The sequence below is a fragment of the Sphingobium sp. PAMC28499 genome (genome assembly GCF_004795815.1).
Lineage (GTDB): Bacteria > Pseudomonadota > Alphaproteobacteria > Sphingomonadales > Sphingomonadaceae > Sphingobium > Sphingobium yanoikuyae.
Genome location: NZ_CP039248.1, coordinates 743,640 through 761,964, shown reverse-complemented (window position 1 = coordinate 761,964; position 18,325 = coordinate 743,640). Strand labels below are relative to the sequence as shown.

The following is an 18,325-nucleotide window of genomic DNA, read 5'->3' as shown; positions in this document are numbered from 1 at the left end:
ATGGACCTGCCGCCCTTTGCCCTCGACCATTGGCTGTCGGCCTATGATTTCTCGACGCCGCCGATCGCCTATAATCTGGCGTCGAGCACGGGGCCGCGCTGGAGCGTGGCGGATATCTGCGCGCTGGGCGACGCGCCGCTGGCGATCGACGACACCGTGCTGAGCTATGCCCCGCCCGAGGGGAGCGCGGCCTTGCGCGCGGCTATTGCCGCCTTTCATGACAGCGAAGCTGACAGAGTGGTGGCGACCACCGGATCGTCGGAGGCGCTGTCGATCTTCTTCTGCCTCGCCGCGCGGCCGGGCGCGCATATGCTGATGCCCGATCCGGGCTATCCGGCCTATGCGGCGGTGGCGCAGGCCTGGGGGCTGGGGACGCGGCACTATGCGCTGACGCGAGAGACCGGCTTTGCGCAGGATGTGGATGCGATTCTGGCGTTGGTCGATGGCGACACCGCCGGGGTCGTGGTCAATACGCCGCATAATCCCAGTGGATCGGTGATGCCGCACGCCGAGATCGCGCGGCTGGCGGCGGCGCTGGCCGAGCGCGGCGTGCCGCTGCTGGTCGATGAGGTCTACCATCCGCTCTATTTCGGCGCGCCGCAGCCATCGGCCGCCGGCATCCCCAACGCCTATGTCACCAGCGACATGTCCAAGGCGCTGTCGCTGCCGGGGTTGCGTATGGGCTGGATCATCGCGCCTGACGACGTGCAGCGCGCCCGGATCATCGACGCGCGCAGTTACTTCACGATCAGCAGTTCACCGCTGCTGGAGCGGCTGGCGACCCATGCGCTGCGGCACAGCGGTTCCATCACCGATCGGTTGAAGGCCGTTGCCACTGTCAACATCGCTGTCCTCGATCGACTGATCGCCGGGGCCGAGGGCAGGCTGCAATGGGTGCGGCCACAGGGCGGCACCACCGCCTTCCCCTGGCTAGCCGACGGGCGCGACAGCCGGCCGCTGTGCGAGGCGCTGGCGGCGCAGGGCGTGCTGCTGGCACCGGGCGACTGCTTCGGCCAACCGGCGCATATCCGGCTGGGCTTTGCGCAGCAGACCGAAGGCTTCGCGATTGCGGTGGAGCGGATCGCGACTGCCCTCGCCCTACTTTAGCTCCGGCCGAACCAGCCCTTCATTCGGCGGAACAGGCCGCGTTCGCTGACCGGTTCGAACATCTCGTCCGGGCCTTCGGGATCAAGCACCTCATTGTCGGCGAGCCAGGCCTGGACATCGGCGAGGTCCGGCACCTCATAGGGGCGCAGAGTGCGGCCCGGCTTGGTGCGCAATTCCTCGATCGCGGCGATCAGGCCGCGCTGGGCGATCACCGCCGACACACGCTCGCGCGGCAAATCGAGATGTTCGGCGATCAGGTCGTCGCGAATGGCGAGAATGGCTTCCTGCCGGCCGTCATTGCCGGGCAGCGCGGTGTCGATCACCACGTCGCATTCGGTATCGAGCCGCATCGAGCGGTTGTTCATGTTCGATGAACCAACGCGGATCAGCCGATCGTCGACGATCAATATCTTGGCATGGACATAGATGGGGGCGCCGCGCGTGGTGAAGGGGTGGTAGATGCGCAGCTTGCCATGCGGGTCGCGCTCCTTGAGTGCTTCGAACAGGCGGGCGCGGGCGGTGTCCATCGCCTGCTGTTCCAGCCAGCCATCGGCCTGGAGCGGGTTGATGATGACGATGTCCGGCCCGTCCGGATCGCCCAGCCGTTTGGCGATCGCCTCGGCAATGCGGCGCGAGGCGAAATATTGGCTTTCGGCATAGATGCAGTGCCGGGCGGCCGCGATCTGGTGGAGATAGAGCTTTTCGATCTCGATCAGTTCGTCCTGATCGTCCATCTTCGGCGCGGAGCGGGCGATGGCGACGTCGACATGCTCGAAATGGACCGGCAGGGCATCGGGCCAGCAATCATATTCGCCCTCAACCGGGGCCAGTTCATCACCGCCGGCGCCGACCCAGCGAGCGCGGGCATGGTCGCCCAGCGCCATCGCCACCGGTCCCTGCAAGGCGGTGGTCGCATCATGCCAGGGGCCATAGGGCGAGCCGTCGGGATGGCGGCGAGCGGGATCCTCGTCGCGATGATGGCGCGTGTCCCAGCGGTCGCCGGTCATGTCGATGCCGCCGCAAAAGGCGAAGCAGTCGTCGATCACCACGATCTTCTGATGATGCGAGGCGGCAGGCGGATGATGGCCGTCCAGCTTCACCGTGACGCGCGGATGGGCCATCCATTTGAGCGTGGTGAAGAGGTTGGTCGGCCGGACCATCGACTTCATCGCGCCCATGTCCCAGCGCAGCAGATAGATTTCCAGGTCCGGCGTGCGTTCCACCAGCCAGCTGATGAAGTCACCGATCACCACCGGCGCGCCATCATCGGCCTGGTCCTCGCGGATCAGGCTGATCGCGGCGTCGAAATCCCAGCCGATCAGCATGATTCGCTTCTTCGCCTTCAGGATCGCGGCGCGGGCATGGCGGAAATAGGCGTCGGCATCGACGATCACGCTGGCGCGCACCGCCTGTTCGATGCGCCAGCAATCCGCGCCGGGGGTGGGAAGACCGGTCATGCTCATGCGCCGGCACTCCCGACGACCAGACAGGCAAGGAACATCAGCAATCCTGCAAAACGGTTGGAGCGGAATTTGACGAGCGGATCGGTGCCGTCTTCCTTCAGCGTGCCGACCTGCCAGAGCAGATGGGCGGCCATCGGCGCCAGCGCGACCAGCGCCAGCAGCTGCGGCCGGACCTGCCAGATGGCACTGGCCCAGAGCGCAAGCGCGACGAGATAGCAGAGCGTCACCCCGCCCCGGACATGGCGGCCCATCGACAGGGCGCTGGAGCCGATGCCGATCAGCGCGTCATCCTCCCGGTCCTGCAGCGCATAGATGGTGTCATAGCCCAGCACCCAGAAGATGCAGCCGGCATAGAGGCACAGGCCCGGCAGGGTCAGCGCACCGGCAATCTCGCTCCAGCCGACCAGCGCCGCCCAGGAAAAGACGATGCCGAGCCAGACCTGCGGCCAGCCGGTGATCCGCTTCATGAAGGGATAGGCGGCGACCAGCGCCAGCGAGCCGAGCGCCACGATCTGGGCATGGAGGCTGAGCTGCAACAGGACGATGAGGCCGATCAGGCAGAGCGCGAGCAGCCAGGCCCAGGCGGTCTTGACCGACATCGCGCCGCTGGCGAGCGGGCGGGCAGCGGTGCGGGCGACCCGCGCGTCGAGGTCGCGATCGACGATATCGTTGAAGACGCAGCCCGCGCCGCGCATCGCGATGCTGCCGAGCAGCAGCCAGAGGATCAGCGGCCAGCGGACAAAGGCACCGCCCGCCAGCGCCACGGCCCAGGCGCCCGGCCAGAACAGCAGCCACCAGCCGATCGGCCGGTCGAGTCGGGCCAGCGAGGCCAGGATTCGCGGGGTTTCCGGCAGGCGCGCGAGCAGGCCGCGCGCTTCGCTGTCGGGGACGATCGACTGATTCACTGCAACTCCGTTCGTCCCGCGCTTGTCGGGAACGCGCTTTCCTCTTTAGGGAAGAACAGGCCGACGACAAGCGCGGCCGGAATGGACGAGACAAAATGACCGCTACCCCCGCCTGGCCGCCCCAGAGCGCTCCGCGCCTGCATGTCGAAACACTGCTGGGTGAGGGTGTCGCCGTGCCGATCGACGGCAATGGCGCCCATTATCTGATCAGCGTGATGCGGGTGAAGCCGGACGATATCGTGCTGCTGTTCGACGGCAAGTCGGGCGAATGGGCCGCGCGGGCGCGGGATATCCGCAAGCGCGACCTGGTGCTGGAATGCGTGCAGCAAACCAAGCCGCCGGAGGTGGTGCCCGATTTCTGGCTGTGCTGCGCGCCGATCAAGAAGGGGCGGATCGACCTGATCGCGGAAAAGGCGTGCGAGCTGGGCGTCGCGCGACTGCAGCCGGTGCTGACCCGGCGGGCGGTGGTCGACAAGCTCAATCTCGACCGGCTGCATGCCCATCTGGTGGAGGCAGCCGAACAATGCGGCCGTACCGCCCTGCCGGAACTGACCGAAATGGTGAAGCTCGACGCGCTGCTGAAGGGCTGGTCGGCCGAGCGGCATCTGTTCTTCGCCGACGAGACCGGTGGCGCATCGCTGGACGAAACCTTGCGCGCCCATCCCGGCCCGGCGGCCTTCCTGGTCGGGCCGGAGGGCGGATTCGATCCGGCCGAGCGCGACGCGATCCGGGCGACGCCGGGCGCAGTGCCGGTGTCGCTTGGCCCGCGAATCCTGCGCGCGGAGACGGCCGCGATCGCCGCGACGGCGGCCTGGATGACGGTGAATGGCGACTGGGGCTAATGGTTTTCTTCCGCAACCAATTGAAGCGGACATAGGCCTGCCTTATCTGTCGCATTCGCGCCTCGATTTGACGCGCAAAGGGGAAAGACTAAGGGCGGGGCATGAGCACCAGAACAGACTCGGGCGGACATGATCCCGTCATCGAAAGCCGCGACCAGCTGATCGCGGCCTTTGCCAAGGGCGCCAAGCCCAAGGATCGCTGGCGGATCGGCACCGAACACGAGAAATTCGTCTATTCGACGAAGGACCATCACGCCCCGGCCTATGAGGAAAAGGGCGGCATCCACACGCTGCTGATCGGCCTGACCCGCTATGGCTGGAGCCCGGTGTTCGAGGGCGAGAATATCATCGCTTTGTCCGGCGCCGACGGCACGATCAGCCTGGAACCGGCGGGCCAGCTGGAACTGAGCGGTGCGCCGCTCGACAATCTGCACCAGACCTGCGCCGAGACCGGCCGCCATCTGGAACAGGTGAAATATGTCGGCGACATGCTGGGGCTGGGCTTCCTGGGTCTGGGCATGTGGCCCGACAAGACCCGCGCCGAACTGCCGATCATGCCCAAGGGCCGGTACGACATCATGCTGCGGCACATGCCACGCGTGGGGTCGATGGGCCTGGACATGATGCTGCGCACCTGCACCATCCAGACCAACCTCGACTATGGCAGCGAGGCGGACATGGTGCAGAAGTTCCGTGTCTCGCTAGCGCTGCAGCCGCTGGGCACCGCGCTGTTCGCCAATTCGCCCTTCACCGAGGGCAAGCCCAACGGCTTCCTGTCCTATCGCAGCCATATCTGGTCGGACACCGACCCGCAGCGCACCGGCATGCTGCCCTTCGTGTTCGAGGACGGCTTTGGTTACGAGCGCTATGCCGACTATGCGCTCGATGTGCCGATGTATTTCGTCTATCGCGACGGCAAATATATCGATGCGGCGGGCCTGTCCTTCCGCGACTTCCTGGACGGCAAGCTGTCGGTGCTGCCGGGCGAGAAGCCGACCGAGAAGGATTGGGAGGATCATCTCTCCACCGCCTTCCCCGAAGTGCGATTGAAGAGTTTCTTGGAAATGCGCGGGTCCGATGGCGGCCCGTGGAATCGCATCTGCGCGCTGCCGGCTTTGTGGGTCGGCCTACTCTATGATCAGGGTGCGCTCGATGCCGCCTGGGATCTGGTCAAGGACTGGAGCATGGAGGAGCGGCAGATACTGCGCGATTCCGTGCCGAAGCTGGGCCTCGACGCGCCAGTGTCGGGCGGGCGCACGCTGCGCGACATCGCGCCGCAGGTGCTAGATATCGCCCGCTCGGGTCTTGCCGCGCGCCAGCGGTTCAACGCTGCAGGCGACAATGAGACCGGCTATCTGTCGGCGCTCGATGAGGTGATCGCCACCGGCAAGACCCCGGCCGAACGGCTGCTCGACCGCTATCATGGCGAATGGGGCAGCGATGTCAGCCGCGTCTATGCCGAGGAAAGCTTCTGATCCTACCCAGCCCGCCGGTCATTCGGCGGGCTGGGTTTCCCGTGGCGCGTCCGGCTTGCGGCCGACAACCCAGGCGAAGAAGCGTGGCACCGGCGCGTTGCGCGCCATCCAGTCGCTATAGGCCTGATAGGCGGGATCGGCGGACAGATGCTGTTCCTCCGTCCTGGCCCGCCAATAATAGACGGCGTTGGTGACCCCCAGCAGCGCGCAATTGCGCACCATGTCGGTCAGGCTGCCGGTGGTGGTGAGGAAGGGCAGCGACGAGAACCACCAGAAGAGATTCTTGGTCAGATAGGCGGGGTGGCGGGTCCAGCGATAGGGCCCATGGGTCAATATGCCGCGATGGGTGAGGTTGGAGAAACGGATGCCGAAGGCGACCGTCGCCCAGGCATAAATGGCGGTCAGCAGCACCAGCAAGGCACCCAGCCCCCATTGCAGCGCCGGCATGCCCCGCGTCCAGACATCCCATTCCGCGCCGCCGCCATGATAGTCGAACGGGCCGCCCGCCCCCATCATGACGAAGGGCGGATAGCAGAGCAAAGCCGCGAGCCAGCCGCCCAGATGGGGATTGGCGGTGCGGATATGGGAATCCAGCGGTTTCATCGTCAGCAGATAGCCGACCGTCGCCATGCAGACGTCGATCATGAACATGATGCCGATCAGGAAACCGGTCAGCGCGACCGGATTGTGCAGCAGGTCGTCGAGCCGCCAGTCGATGACGCTGGAAAAATTGCCCGGCACGATGCTGATCATGAAGGCGGTGAAAAAGCCCTTCACCGCCCACGCGCGGGCATGGTTGGCGACCTGCGCCATGTCCGCCTTGCCGGCTGCGCCGCCGATGACCCATTGGCCGAAGGCGAAACAGGCATCGCGCGGTTCGACCAGCCGGCGGTCGAGCCAGAGGACATAGGGGATGGACAGCAAGAGCAGCCACGGCGCCGCCGCCATCAGCAGGTCCATGGCGAAGCGATAGCTGCCGGTCCAATACCAGCGGCCGATGCAGTAGCAGACGGCAATGGCCAGCCATGTCGCCCACAGGCCCGCAATCTTCACCAGGCTGATGTCGAGCATGCTGAGGACCGAACGGGCCGGCGCGTTCCAGTCGACGCCGGTGCTGGGGTTGCGATGCACCTTGTCCACCAGCAGCGACCAGAGCACCATCGGTATGCCGCAGGCGACCACTGCGGCCAGACCAGCATTCGGCCCGTTCATGCCATAATGGCGCGCCACCAGGGTCCAGAGGCCGAGACCGACGAGGCCGGCAATGCCGACACCATGGCTGACGGCGGATTTGGGGCAGGGATCAGCGCTCTTGCTCATGGGATCGGGCTTATAGCCGATATTGGTAAGCAAGCCATGAAACCCATGGCTCAACCGCCCAGTACGTTGATGGTGAAGGCGAGGATGCCGAGGTTGAAGACGAAGGCGGCGAGGCAATGGAGCGTCACCGTGCGGCGCATGCCGGTCGAGGTGATCGACACGTCGGAGGTCTGGAAGGTCATGCCGAGGGTGAAGCCGAAATAGAGAAAGTCCCAATAGACCGGCTCGTCCGTGTCCGGGAAATCCAGGCCGCCCGCATCCTTGCCCTTGTCGTCGGCGAGGTAGAAGGCATGGGCATAGTGCATCGCATAGACGAGGTTGGAAAAGAGCCAGGCGATGACGAGCGTCGCCAGCAGCAGCACGACGCTTTCCGCATCGGGATGGCCCGGCGCGCTGGCGGCGACGCCGACCGCAACCAGGATGACGATGCACACCACCCCGGTCAGCAGCAGCATCAGTTGCCGGTTCGCGTCGTTGAGCACGGCCTTGCGCCGCATCTGGGCCGGATCGGAATCGATCAGCGGCACGGCGGCGAGGCAGAAGGCGATGGCGGCAAGGTCGAACCCGCCCATCACCGCCTCATGCCAGGGCAGCCACAGCATCAATGGCGCGATCGACAGCAGCAGCATGAGGAACATGCCATAGCGCCAGGGAAAGAGGGTGGATCGCTTCTGCGTCTTGGCCATGGCGCATCAAAGGCCCGAAAATGCCGCCGCGCAAGCGTTTAGAGTACGGTCGCCACCAGCCCCAGCGCGGCGGCCTCATTGGCTTCCAGATACCAGTTTTCCGGCGCGCGCTGCAGCACCTCCTCCATCGTCACCTGCGATCCCAGGATGAGATTGGCAAAGCCCTCATTCTGGATCGCGATCGACGCCTCGATCTCGTGGAGCGAGGCCTTCAACGTCGCGATGCAGGTGGAGAGCGGCCCTTCGAGATGGATATTCTTGGTGATGAGCCGCTCATGGATCATCAGCCGGGTGCCGCGCGTCAGATAGCGATTCTCGGTGGCGAAGAAGCTCATGAAGGTGGCGCCGGCGGAATAGACGGCGGTCTTGCCGAGGAAGACCAGCCGCCGTTCGGGATAGAGGTCCGAATGGAAGCGGATATCCTCCCCCATCATCCGCGCGATCTCCGGATCGCCACCCAGGGTGGAGATTTCCACCACCACCAGACCCTGCTGCGGCGCGGTGGACAGGCAATTCTTGAAATGCAGATACATGCCATGGTCGACCACGCCCGACAGCATGATCGCGGGAAATTCGAAATCCTTGGGGGTCAGCATCGGCGCGGTCATCAGCATCGTCTCTTGGTCCTCTGGCGGATGGCAATCGACCGGCATTACGCACGGGCCGCCATTTGGTGCCCGAGCGCCCATGCGCTTTTGTCTGGCGCGGGGCGCAAGAGGCTGTAAAGAACAGATCATGACCATGGGGCAATGGCGATGATCGCGAAACTCAAAGGACGGCTGGACAGCACGGGCATCGACCATGCCATCATCGATGTCGGCGGGGTCGGCTATCTGGTCGGCGCGTCATCGCGGACGCTGGCGGCGCTCGGTCCGGTGGGCGAGGCGGTGACCATCCACACCGAAATGCTGGTGGCCGAGGATTCGATCCGGCTGGTCGGCTTTGCCCGTGCCGAGGAGCGCGACTGGTATCGGCTGCTGACCCATGTGCAGGGCGTGGGATCGCGCGTGGCGCTGGCGATATTGTCGGCGCTGGAGCCGCTGGAGCTGCATCGTGCGATCATGATGGGCGACAAGGCGATGATCGCGCGCGCCAATGGCGTCGGCCCCAAGCTGGCCCAGCGCATCGTCAACGAGCTGAAGGACAAGATCGGCACCGCACCGACCGGAGCGCCGGGCATGCCGGGCGTGGTTGCGCTACCGACCGGCAGCTTTGCCGCCGACGCGCTGTCGGCCCTGCAGAATCTGGGTTTCAAGCCGGCCGAGGCAAGCGGCGCGGTGGCGGCCGCCGAAGAGGAACTGGGCGAAGGCGCCAGCCTTGACGCGCTGGTCCGCCTGGCGCTGCGGAAGGCGGCGAAGTGAGCGAAGAGGATCGCCTGATCACCCCCGCCCGCCGGGCCGAGGATGTCGATGCGGCGTTGCGGCCCAAGTCGCTCGACGAATTTGTCGGGCAGCAGGCGGCGCGCGAGAATTTGCGTATCTTCATCCAGGCGGCGCGCACCCGTGGCGAGGCGCTGGACCATGTGCTGTTCTTCGGCCCGCCGGGGCTTGGCAAGACGACGCTGGCGCAGATCGTCGCCAAGGAAATGGGCGTGGGTTTCCGCGCCACGTCCGGCCCGGTGATCGCCAAGTCCGGTGATCTGGCCGCACTGCTCACCAATCTGGACGAAGGCGATGTCCTGTTCGTCGACGAAATTCACCGGCTCAATCCGGCGGTCGAGGAAGTGCTCTATCCCGCGATGGAGGACCGGGCGCTCGACCTGATGATCGGCGAGGGACCGTCGGCCCGGTCGGTGCGCATCGACCTGCCGCGCTTCACTCTGGTCGGCGCGACCACGCGCCAGGGTCTGCTGACGACGCCGCTGCGCGATCGGTTCGGCATTCCGGTGCGGCTGCAATTCTATACAGTGGACGAACTGGAACTGGTGGTCCGGCGCGCGGCGCGGCTGCTGGACCTGGCGATCACGTCGGACGGCGCGATCGAGATCGCCCGCCGATCGCGCGGGACGCCGCGCATCGCCGGACGGCTGCTGCGCCGGGTGCGCGACTTTGCAAATGTCGCCGGCGCCCCGACCGTCGATGCCAAGGTGGCGGATGCGGCGCTGCAACGGCTGGAGGTCGATCATCTCGGTCTCGACCTGATGGACCGGCGCTATCTGCACATGATCGCCGACATCTATCGCGGTGGTCCGGTGGGGGTCGAGACGCTGGCGGCCGGTCTGTCCGAAGCGCGCGACACGATTGAGGAAGTGGTCGAACCCTATCTGATCCAGCTGGGGTTGATCGCCCGCACCGCGCGGGGCCGTTGTCTCAACGGGCCGGGCTGGAAGCATCTGGGCCTCAATCCCCCGGCCGGGTCGCAGGACGGGCTGTTCGACTGATCCCATTGGCGCTTGCGCCATTCGGCCAGCCTTTCTAGAGCGCGCGCTTTCCCGATTCGACGCAGCGATATGCGCCGAAACCCGTTATTGTGCATGGCCGTTACGGCAAGGCCGGGCTATAGCCAGCTGGCGCTGCAGGCGCGCGGCAGACGCGCCGATGTAAGAGGAGTTGAGCCTGTGAGGGCGATCGAACGTTTCCCCAATCTGGTCACCATGTTCTTTGCCCGCGCCAAGGAAAAGGGCGACGCGCCCTTCCTATGGCGCAAGACGCAGGGGACATGGCAGTCGCTGAGCTGGGCCGAAGTGGCGCGCCAGGTGGTGGCGCTGGCGGCCGGGCTGAAGGCGGAAGGGCTGAAGCCCGGCGATCCGGTGATGCTGGTCAGCGAAAATCGCCCGGAATTTTGCATCGCCGACCTCGCCATCATGGCGGCCGGCTGTATCACGGTGCCGACCTACACCACCAATACGACGCGGGACCATCAGCATATCCTGACCGACAGCGGCGCACGCGCGGTGATCGTGTCGACCGCCAAGCTGGCGACGACGCTGATGCCGGCGGTGCTGCGATCGCAGGTCAGCCTGGTCATTCCGATGGAACCTATCCGCGGTGCGCAGGGCAATTATACGTGCCGCCTGTGGTCCGACCTGATCGCCGCCCATCCAGCCGATGTCGATGCCTGTGCGCTGGCCCAGACCGCCGCGCGCAGCGACCAGGCGTGCATCATCTATACCAGCGGCACCGGCGGCGCCCCGCGCGGCGTGATGCAGCATCATGGCGCGATCCTGGCCAATGTCGAAGGCGCGGGACAGGTGGTGCTGGAGGATTTCGGCTGGGGCGACGAGGTTTTCCTGTCGTTCCTGCCCCTGAGCCATGCCTATGAGCATAGCGGCGGCCAGTTCCTGCCGATGCTGCTGGGCGGGCAGATCTATTATGCCGAAGGGCTGGAGAAGCTGGCCAGCAATATCGAGGAAGCCCGGCCGACCATCATGGTCGTGGTGCCGCGCCTGTTCGAGGTGCTGCGCACCCGCATCATCAAGTCGATCGAGAAGCAAGGCAAATTCCCCACCTATCTGCTCAACCAGGCCCTGCGCATCGCCGCCAAGGAACAGCAGGGCAAGTCGTCGATCGTCGACCTGCCGATGAAGGCGCTGCTGTCGCGCACCCTGATCCCCAAGATTCGTGCCCGTTTCGGCGGGCGGATGAAGGCGCTGGTGTCGGGCGGCGCGCCGCTGAACCCGGATGTCGGCCTGTTCTTCGAGGCGATGGGGCTGATGCTGCTGCAGGGCTATGGCCAGACCGAGGCCGGCCCGGTGATCAGCTGCAACCGCCCCGCCGCCGGCATCGCGATGGACACTGTCGGCCCGCCGCTGGACGGGGTCGAGGTGAAGATCGCCGAGGATGGCGAGATTTTGGTGCGCGGCGAATTGGTGATGCACGGCTATTGGCGCAACCCGGTCGAGACCGAGAAGGTGTTGAAGGATGGCTGGCTGCATACCGGCGACATTGGCGAGATCGACGATCGCGGCCGCATCCGCATCACCGACCGCAAGAAGGATCTGATCGTCAACGACAAGGGCGACAATGTGTCGCCGCAGAAGGTCGAGGGCATGCTGACGCTTCAGCCGGAGATCGGCCAGGCGATGGTCTATGGCGATCGTCGCCCGCATCTGGTCGGCCTGCTGGTGCCGGATTCGGAATGGACGATGGAATGGGCGGCCGCCAATGGCCGGCCGATCAAGGGCATCACCGATGATCCGACCTATCTGGCGGCGCTGCGCGCGGCGGTCGATCGGGTCAATGACGATCTGTCGGTGATCGAGCGGGTGCGCCGCTTCATCCTGGCGGATGAGCCGTTCGCGATCGAGAATGAGGAGCTGACGCCGTCGATGAAGATCCGGCGCCATGTCATCCGCAAACGCTATCAGGACCGGCTGGACGCGCTCTACAAGGGGTAGGCACGTCCAATCGGACTTACGGGGCCGGCGGACGATAGGGAATGAAATCGCCCAGCGCACAATTGCCGGTCGGAATGCCGATCGTCAGATCCGCGCTGCTCGTGATGTCGCCCCGGCAATATTGCGCGCCGAAGGTGCGCACGATCATCGTGTCGCCGCGCGCCAGGCCGTTGCAACTGCCGATCAGTTCATTCTTGTAGACCAGCTTCTTGCTGACCCGATAGAGCAGCGTATTGCCGCTGATGACGGTGAAATTGGTCTGCGGCTCTCGGTTGACGCAGGTCACCTTGTCGCCCGGCACCAGTCCGGCCAGCGCCTTGTCCATCTTGGCCGCCTGCTTCTCGGTCAGCGGCGTCGGCTCATAAGTGCCGCTGCAGGCCGCCAGCGCGAGCGGGGCCAGACATATCCATGCGCGCATCGCCTCTCTCCATCCATGTCCTTGCAAACAGGACGCCATGATAGCGCGGAATCCGTCGAGGGCCGCGCCTAAAATGCGTCCTTGCCGGCGCGCCGCTCCGCCAGTTGAGCGACGTCCTGCGCGCGCATGAAGATGTTGGTGTCGCGTTCCAGCGCGATGGTGGTGGGCACGGTTGGTTCGCCCCGCGCACGGGCAGCAAAGACATCCACCATGCGCGCCTGAAGCGCGGCATTGTCCGGCTCCACCGTCATCGCGAAGCGGCCGTTGCTCTCCGTATATTCATGCGCGCAATAGACGATGGTGTCGCCCGGCAGCGCCTTGAACCGCTGCATATTGGCGAACATCTGCGCCGCCGTCCCTTCGAACAGGCGGCCACAGCCCATGGCAAAGAGCGTGTCGCCGACGAAGAGGATCGCGTCATCGGCCAGATGATAGGCGATATGGCCGGCGGTATGGGCGGGAACGGCCATCACCATGGCGACATGATCGCCGATGCGGACGCTGTCCCCCTCCCCCACCTGCCGGTCGAGCGTGTCGATCTTGGCGGCTTCGGCGGCCGGGCCGGTGACAAGGCAGCCAGTCGCAGCCTTGATACCGGCATTGCCGCCGACATGATCGGGGTGCCAATGGGTGTTCCAGATCTGGTCGATGGTCCAGCCGCGTTCCGCAGCCGCCGCCAGCACGGGTTCGGCGACCGACGGGTCGACCGCGACCGTCTGGCCGCTGGCATCATCATGCAGCAGCCAGACATAATTGTCCGAGAGGACGGGGACGCGGACGACCTGCAGCATCGGCTTACCAGGCCCCGATATTGGGCATCGACACCCAGGGTTCGGCCGGGTCGAGCCGGCCGTCCTGCAACAGTTCGACCGAGATATTGTCGGGGGTGCGGATGAAGGCCATGTGGCCATCGCGCGGCGGGCGGTTGATGGTGATGCCGGCGTCCATCAGCCGCTGGCAGGTCTCGTAGATATTATCGACCTGATAGGCGAGATGGCCGAAATTGCGGCCGCCATCATAGACTTCCGCCGGGCTGCCATCCTGCGGCGGCCAGTTGTAGGTCAGTTCCACCTGCGCGTCCTCGTCGCCCGGCGCGGCCAGATAGACGAGGGTGAAGCGGCCCGCCTCGCTGTCGAAGCGCTTGACCTCGCTGAGGCCGAGCAGCTCGAAAAAGCCGATGGTCTTGTCGAGATCCGTGACGCGGATCATCGTGTGCAGATATTTGAGCAAGGCTTTCTCCGTTCGTCGCCATAAAGCAACGGTTCATCGGTAGATTGGCAGATAGCTCCCTAGATAGGACCGGGACCGGCCCGGCGGAAGAGGAAAGCGATCATGGCTCTGGAAATGCGGGACAAGGTGCTTCTGGGTTCGGCGGCGATATTGGCGGTCGGCGTGATCGCGGGCGGCTATCTGCTGGGTGATGGCCTCAAGCGCGCGAGGGCGGCGGACCGGTCGGTCACGGTGCGGGGCCTGGCCGAAAAGGACGTGACCGCCGACCTTGCCACCTGGTCGATCAGCTATTCGGCGACCGGCACCGACCTGCCGACGGTGCGCGCAGAGATCGACGCCAATACCCAGGAACTCAAGGCCTATTTCGCCAGCCTGGGGTTCAAGCCCGATGCGCTGACCCCGGTTGGCGCGGGCGTGAACCAGTATCTCAACAATGGCATCAACAATATCACCATCACCCAGCGGATGCTGCTGCGCACCACCGACATTGCCCGCGCCCAGCGTGCCGTCGCCCAGCAGTTCGACCTGGTCCGGCGCGGCGTGACGCTGCAGGAAGGATCGGGGATGCGCTACAGCTTCACCAAACTCAACGACCTCAAACCCCCGATGGTGGCAGCGGCGACACGCGATGCGCGCGCGGCGGCCGAACAGTTCGCCAAGGACTCAGGGTCCGGCGTCGGCGGCATCAAGAGCGCGACCCAAGGCTATTTCTCGATCGACCCGCGCGACGGCGAGGGCGGCGACGGATCGAGCGACACGCCCTACAAGAAGGTGCGCGTCGTCACGACCGTGGATTTCTATCTGAAATAGCGGCTCAGTTCGCCGGGGGTGACGCCGGCGCCGGCAGTCGGCCGAGATTGTCGGCCGCTGCCTTGCCGGCCGGCGCATCCGGCGCCAGCTTCACCGCACGCTGCCAGGCGGAGCGGGCAATGTCCGCATGATCTGTGAGGACGGCGATATTGCCTTCCTCCAGCGCGACCGAGGCATCGTCGGGCGACAATTGCACCGCGCGGGCGATATGCGCCTGGGCCAGCGCGAGTTCGCCAGTGCGGCGCGCCAGCGTAGCCGACAGCAGCCAGGCAAGCGGATCCTTGGGCGCCTGGGTCAGCGCGGTGTCGAGCGAACCGCGCGCTCCATCGACATCGCCCAGCGCCACCAGCGCGCGGGCGCGGTCGAGATGCAGTTCGCCCTTTTCCATGCCGTCGGGCAGGCCGCGCGCCAGCGCCGCGTCGAAATCCTCCCGCGCCTTCTTCGCGTCGCCGCTGGCAAGGGCGGCATTGCCGGCCTGGCCCCAGAGGCGCGCGCTCTGCACGATTTCGCCGCCGCGCTCGGCTTCCTCCGCCGCCTGTTCAAAGGCGACGATCGCCGGCCCCCAGCGCTCGGCCCGCGACAGGGCAAAGCCCATGCAGTGGCGGGCGTAGAAGCTGCCGCCGTCGATCCGCCAATTCTGCGCGAAGGTGATCGCCTTGTCCGGCGATTCCAGCGCCTGGTCGAGGCAGGCCTGGAACGGTCCGGCAAATTTGGCCGGGACCGGAATGCGGCCGTCGGCGTCGGGCGCCGATCGCGCGGCCGCGGCCTGCTGCACTGACGCTGCTGAGGCGGCCGCCGCTGCGGCATCCTCCTTCTTCTTGCGGCTGTTGCGCATCACCGCCTCGATCTCGGGATCATAGGCCTGCATGAACATCAGGAGGGGAAGGATGACGGGCATCAGCGATTGTCCAGAAGAGCGGCGACGGTGCGGATCAGCAGGGCGATGTCGCCGTCGCGGGAAAGGCGATGGTCGCCATCCTTAATGAGCAGCGTCTGCACATCGGATGAACGCAGCCGATCGGCGGTGCGCAACGCGATCTCCCAGGGGACATCCGTATCGCACTGGCCCTGGAGCAGCCGGACCGGGCAGTCGATCGCGATTGCATCGTCCAGCAGGCGATGCGCCTGACCGGACTGCCAGAAGCCCAGCGTCGTTACATAGGGATGGTCGCCATAGGGCGTGGGTTCCTCGATCCGCCCCTCGGTCGCCAGCAGCGCCTTGTCGGCATCGGTAAAGCCCCACTCCGTGAAGTCGGGCGCGGCGGCGATGCCGACCAGCCCCATGATGCGGTCCGGGCGGGCCAGCGCGATCAGCAGCGTCAGCCAGCCGCCCATCGACGATCCGATCAGCAGCAGCGGCCCCTGCGTCAGCCCATCGATCAGGGCCAGCGCATCATCACGCCAGCTGGCGAGCGTGCCATCCTCGAACCGACCCTCGCTGGCGCCGCAACCCGCATAGTCGAGCCGCAGCATCGCCCTGCCCTGCTCGGCGGCCCAGGCGTCGAGCGCGAGCGCCTTGCTCCCTTCCATGTCGGACATGTAGCCCGGCAGGAAGATGATGGTCGGCCCCTGCCCCGGACGATGGCGATAGGCGAGGCGCAGCCCGTCGGCACGCGCGAGAAATTGGGGGGAAGATTCGGGCGCGTTCAAGTTTCAAAGGCTCCATCGCTGTGGACCGGGGCACGGCATGGCCCGGATTGCCATGTTTTGACGGCAAAAATAGCCCTTTCCCGTGAAAGTTCAAAAAAAACGCATTGCCGCGTTGACAGGTCTGGAGGCCGCCGTTAGAGGCGCACTCCTACCCCGTGCCCAGATGGCGGAATTGGTAGACGCACCAGCTTCAGGTGCTGGCGATCGCAAGGTCGTGGAGGTTCGAGTCCTCTTCTGGGCACCACTGACGCCTCTGGATTCGTCCAGAGGCGTCCGGTAAGCGGCTGGTTTAACAGCATTTTCTGACAAAGAATCGCCAGACACCGTCCGGTGAAATCCGGCTAGGACCACCAGCAGCAGCCACAAATGTTGCTCTTATTGGTGCTCTCGGATTGACCCGGCTTTGCTGGGAAATCGACTATGCTGACCTACATCCAGATCAATGCTGCCAAGCCGAAAGAGAAGGCTTGGACCCTGAGCGACTCTCAAGGCCTTCTGCTCGTCATCCAACCCAACGGCTCGAAGCTCTGGCGCTTCAAATATCGCTTCCTCGACAAGCAAAAGACTCTCCATCTCGGTGGCTGGCCGCAGGTGAGCCTTGCCGATGCCCGGGTGCGGCGTGACGAGGCGAAGAAAAAGATCGCGGAAGGGGTCGATCCGGCGCTGGAGAAGAAACGGGCCAGGATCGCCGCCAAATATGCTGCCGCCAACACCTTCGAGGAGGTGGCGAAGGAGTGGCTCGTCAAATGCGAGCGAGACGGCCTCGCCCCGGTGACCGTAGACAAAATCCGCTGGCTGCTCGCCAAGGCTTACCCGGTGATCGGCACCATACCGATCGCGCAGATCACTCCGCACGAGGCGCTTGCGGTCCTGCGCAAAATTGAGGCCACCAGCGCCTTTGAAAGCGCACGGCGGATGCGAAGCGTCCTTAGCCGCGTTTTCCGCTATGGCGTCGCGACGGTGCGATGCGACAAGGACGTTGCGGCCGATTTGCGTGGTGCAATCGCCTCGCCAAAGGTCAAGCACTTCGCCGCCATCACCAAGCCGTCGGAAGTCGGTGCGCTGCTGCGGGCCATCGACGGATACAGCGGTCACAAGGTGACGGTGATGGCGATGCGGCTGTCGCCGCACGTTCTACTCCGCCCGGGCGAACTAAGACAAGCGGAGTGGGCCGACATCGACTTCGAGGAGGCCATCTGGTTTATTCCTGCCGAACGGATGAAGATGCGTCGCCCGCATCGGGTACCGCTGTCCCGTCAGGTGATTGACATGCTGCAGGAACTGCATGAACACACCCATTGGTGGAAGTATCTTTTCCCGGCTCTCGGTCGCCCGCGCAAGGCGATGTCGGAAAATACGGTGAACCAAGGCCTCCGACGCCTCGGCTACACGAGCGACCAGATGACGGCGCATGGCTTCCGCGCCATGGCCGCCACCCTTCTCAACGAGAGGGGAGAATGGAATCCCGATGCGATTGAGCGGCAACTCGCGCATGTCGATACCAACCAGGTTCGACGGGCTTACGCCAGAGGCGAGTATTGGGACGAGCGCGTACATATGATGCAGAGTTGGTCGGATTATCTCGACGAGTTGCGAGATGGCGGCAAGATTCTCCGCCCCAGTTTCTCATCAGCCCGGCGCGCGGTCTGAATTTGGTTCGACACGCTGGTGGTCCTCGGATCGCCAGCGTGCTTTGAAAGCCCGAATTTATTGCAAGAAATTATCATGTCCAAGTACGTCAATCCACACCGCCCGCCCTGCCGATAGACGGGGGCAAGACCGTAGGAAGTCTAGCGCAAGCCAAACGGCACATACGCAGTCTCGAAGGGGTGATCGCCATTGAGGACCCCAAGCGCGGCGTGCTTAGCTTGGCCATTCCGTATCAAGCCCGAGGGTCGCTGCGCCGAATTGGCCTTCGACTTTCACGAACTCACCATCACCCGGGTTCAGTTGTTCAATCGATAAGGGAATGTCCGGCAATGGACAATTGGCCCACGGATTCCGAACAAGACGCGCCAAGCGTCTCCATGGGCGACAGTTACTCATATGATCGAAGGCTAGGACCGCGCGGGCTCCACGCATT

Annotated in this window: 18 protein-coding genes and 1 tRNA gene; 9 read left to right on the top strand and 10 right to left on the bottom strand. The window is 65.1% G+C overall.

Translation table 11 applies throughout. The features are described 5' to 3' along the window. Complete coding sequence (locus E5554_RS03695; protein ID WP_136185994.1) at positions 1-1,107, top strand: pyridoxal phosphate-dependent aminotransferase; 1,107 nt, start codon at positions 1-3, stop codon at positions 1,105-1,107. Here E5554_RS03695 and E5554_RS03690 read toward each other — a convergent pair. Next, positions 1,104-2,570: a phospholipase D-like domain-containing protein gene (locus E5554_RS03690; RefSeq protein ID WP_136185993.1), complete on the bottom strand. Its 1,467-nt coding sequence runs from the start codon at positions 2,568-2,570 to the stop codon at positions 1,104-1,106. The two genes, E5554_RS03695 and E5554_RS03690, sit on opposite strands and share 4 nt — an antisense overlap. Further along, on the bottom strand, positions 2,567-3,475 hold the full coding sequence (gene ubiA / locus E5554_RS03685; protein ID WP_136185992.1) for a 4-hydroxybenzoate octaprenyltransferase: 909 nt from the start codon (positions 3,473-3,475) through the stop codon (positions 2,567-2,569). The genes E5554_RS03690 and ubiA overlap by 4 nt, the downstream gene beginning before the upstream one ends. 95 nt (positions 3,476-3,570) lie before the next feature. Here ubiA and E5554_RS03680 point away from each other — a divergent pair, with 95 nt between their 5' ends. Further along, on the top strand, positions 3,571-4,317 hold the full coding sequence (locus tag E5554_RS03680) for a 16S rRNA (uracil(1498)-N(3))-methyltransferase (protein WP_136185991.1): 747 nt from the start codon (positions 3,571-3,573) through the stop codon (positions 4,315-4,317). A 101-nt stretch (positions 4,318-4,418) separates the two neighbouring features. Continuing rightward, the gene (locus E5554_RS03675; protein ID WP_136185990.1) at positions 4,419-5,792 is read left to right on the top strand and encodes a glutamate--cysteine ligase; all 1,374 of its coding nucleotides are present in this window, start codon (positions 4,419-4,421) and stop codon (positions 5,790-5,792) included. Between the two features lie 18 nt (positions 5,793-5,810). Here E5554_RS03675 and E5554_RS03670 read toward each other — a convergent pair whose 3' ends face one another. The 3 genes from E5554_RS03670 to E5554_RS03660 are packed head-to-tail and all read right to left on the bottom strand — an operon-like array spanning position 5,811 to position 8,412. Continuing rightward, a complete protein-coding gene (locus E5554_RS03670; RefSeq protein WP_136185989.1) occupies positions 5,811-7,112 on the bottom strand; it encodes an isoprenylcysteine carboxylmethyltransferase family protein in 1,302 nt (433 codons plus the stop codon). 50 nt (positions 7,113-7,162) lie between these two features. After that, on the bottom strand, positions 7,163-7,798 hold the full coding sequence (locus tag E5554_RS03665) for a DUF1345 domain-containing protein (RefSeq protein ID WP_136185988.1): 636 nt from the start codon (positions 7,796-7,798) through the stop codon (positions 7,163-7,165). Between the two features lie 38 nt (positions 7,799-7,836). Then, entirely contained in the window at positions 7,837-8,412 is a 576-nt protein-coding gene (locus E5554_RS03660; RefSeq protein WP_004209285.1) for a hypothetical protein, read from the bottom strand. A 141-nt stretch (positions 8,413-8,553) separates the two neighbouring features. On the opposite strand from E5554_RS03660, the gene ruvA reads away from it, so the two are divergent. The 3 genes from ruvA (at position 8,554) to E5554_RS03645 (ending at position 12,134) form a co-directional block, all read left to right on the top strand. Next, positions 8,554-9,159, top strand: a complete 606-nt coding sequence (gene ruvA, locus E5554_RS03655; protein WP_099232131.1) for a Holliday junction branch migration protein RuvA — start codon at positions 8,554-8,556, stop codon at positions 9,157-9,159. After that, the gene (gene ruvB / locus E5554_RS03650) at positions 9,156-10,178 is read left to right on the top strand and encodes a Holliday junction branch migration DNA helicase RuvB (RefSeq protein ID WP_004209282.1); all 1,023 of its coding nucleotides are present in this window, start codon (positions 9,156-9,158) and stop codon (positions 10,176-10,178) included. The genes ruvA and ruvB overlap by 4 nt, the downstream gene beginning before the upstream one ends. A 177-nt stretch (positions 10,179-10,355) precedes the next feature. After that, positions 10,356-12,134, top strand: coding sequence for an AMP-dependent synthetase/ligase (locus E5554_RS03645; RefSeq protein ID WP_136185987.1), 1,779 nt, complete (start codon positions 10,356-10,358; stop codon positions 12,132-12,134). 16 nt (positions 12,135-12,150) lie between these two features. Here the strand turns inward: E5554_RS03645 and E5554_RS03640 are convergent, their stop codons facing one another. The 3 genes from E5554_RS03640 to E5554_RS03630 all read right to left on the bottom strand — a co-directional run bounded on the left by E5554_RS03640 (position 12,151) and on the right by E5554_RS03630 (position 13,782). Beyond that, positions 12,151-12,552, bottom strand: coding sequence for a hypothetical protein (locus E5554_RS03640; RefSeq protein WP_136185986.1), 402 nt, complete (start codon positions 12,550-12,552; stop codon positions 12,151-12,153). A gap of 68 nt (positions 12,553-12,620) precedes the next feature. Then, positions 12,621-13,343, bottom strand: a complete 723-nt coding sequence (gene gloB / locus E5554_RS03635) for a hydroxyacylglutathione hydrolase (protein WP_136185985.1) — start codon at positions 13,341-13,343, stop codon at positions 12,621-12,623. A gap of 4 nt (positions 13,344-13,347) precedes the next feature. After that, a complete protein-coding gene (locus E5554_RS03630) occupies positions 13,348-13,782 on the bottom strand; it encodes a VOC family protein (protein WP_037513232.1) in 435 nt (144 codons plus the stop codon). A 102-nt stretch (positions 13,783-13,884) separates the two neighbouring features. Between E5554_RS03630 and E5554_RS03625 the strand changes: the two genes are divergently transcribed. Further along, on the top strand, positions 13,885-14,592 hold the full coding sequence (locus E5554_RS03625; RefSeq protein WP_136185984.1) for an SIMPL domain-containing protein: 708 nt from the start codon (positions 13,885-13,887) through the stop codon (positions 14,590-14,592). A 4-nt stretch (positions 14,593-14,596) separates the two neighbouring features. On the opposite strand, the gene E5554_RS03620 is transcribed toward E5554_RS03625, so the two are convergent. Together E5554_RS03620 and E5554_RS03615 are read right to left on the bottom strand one after the other, a co-directional pair. Next, positions 14,597-15,490 carry a tetratricopeptide repeat protein gene (locus E5554_RS03620; RefSeq protein WP_136185983.1) on the bottom strand — a complete coding sequence of 298 codons (894 nt, stop codon included), beginning with the start codon at positions 15,488-15,490 and terminating at the stop codon, positions 14,597-14,599. After that, a complete protein-coding gene (locus tag E5554_RS03615) occupies positions 15,490-16,242 on the bottom strand; it encodes an alpha/beta hydrolase (protein ID WP_136185982.1) in 753 nt (250 codons plus the stop codon). The genes E5554_RS03620 and E5554_RS03615 overlap by 1 nt, the downstream gene beginning before the upstream one ends. 157 nt (positions 16,243-16,399) lie before the next feature. On the opposite strand from E5554_RS03615, the gene E5554_RS03610 reads away from it, so the two are divergent. Beyond that, positions 16,400-16,486 (top strand) — tRNA-Leu (locus E5554_RS03610). 176 nt (positions 16,487-16,662) lie between these two features. After that, on the top strand, positions 16,663-17,892 hold the full coding sequence (locus E5554_RS03605; protein ID WP_069338740.1) for an integrase arm-type DNA-binding domain-containing protein: 1,230 nt from the start codon (positions 16,663-16,665) through the stop codon (positions 17,890-17,892). Positions 17,893-18,325: the final 433 nt, after the last annotated feature.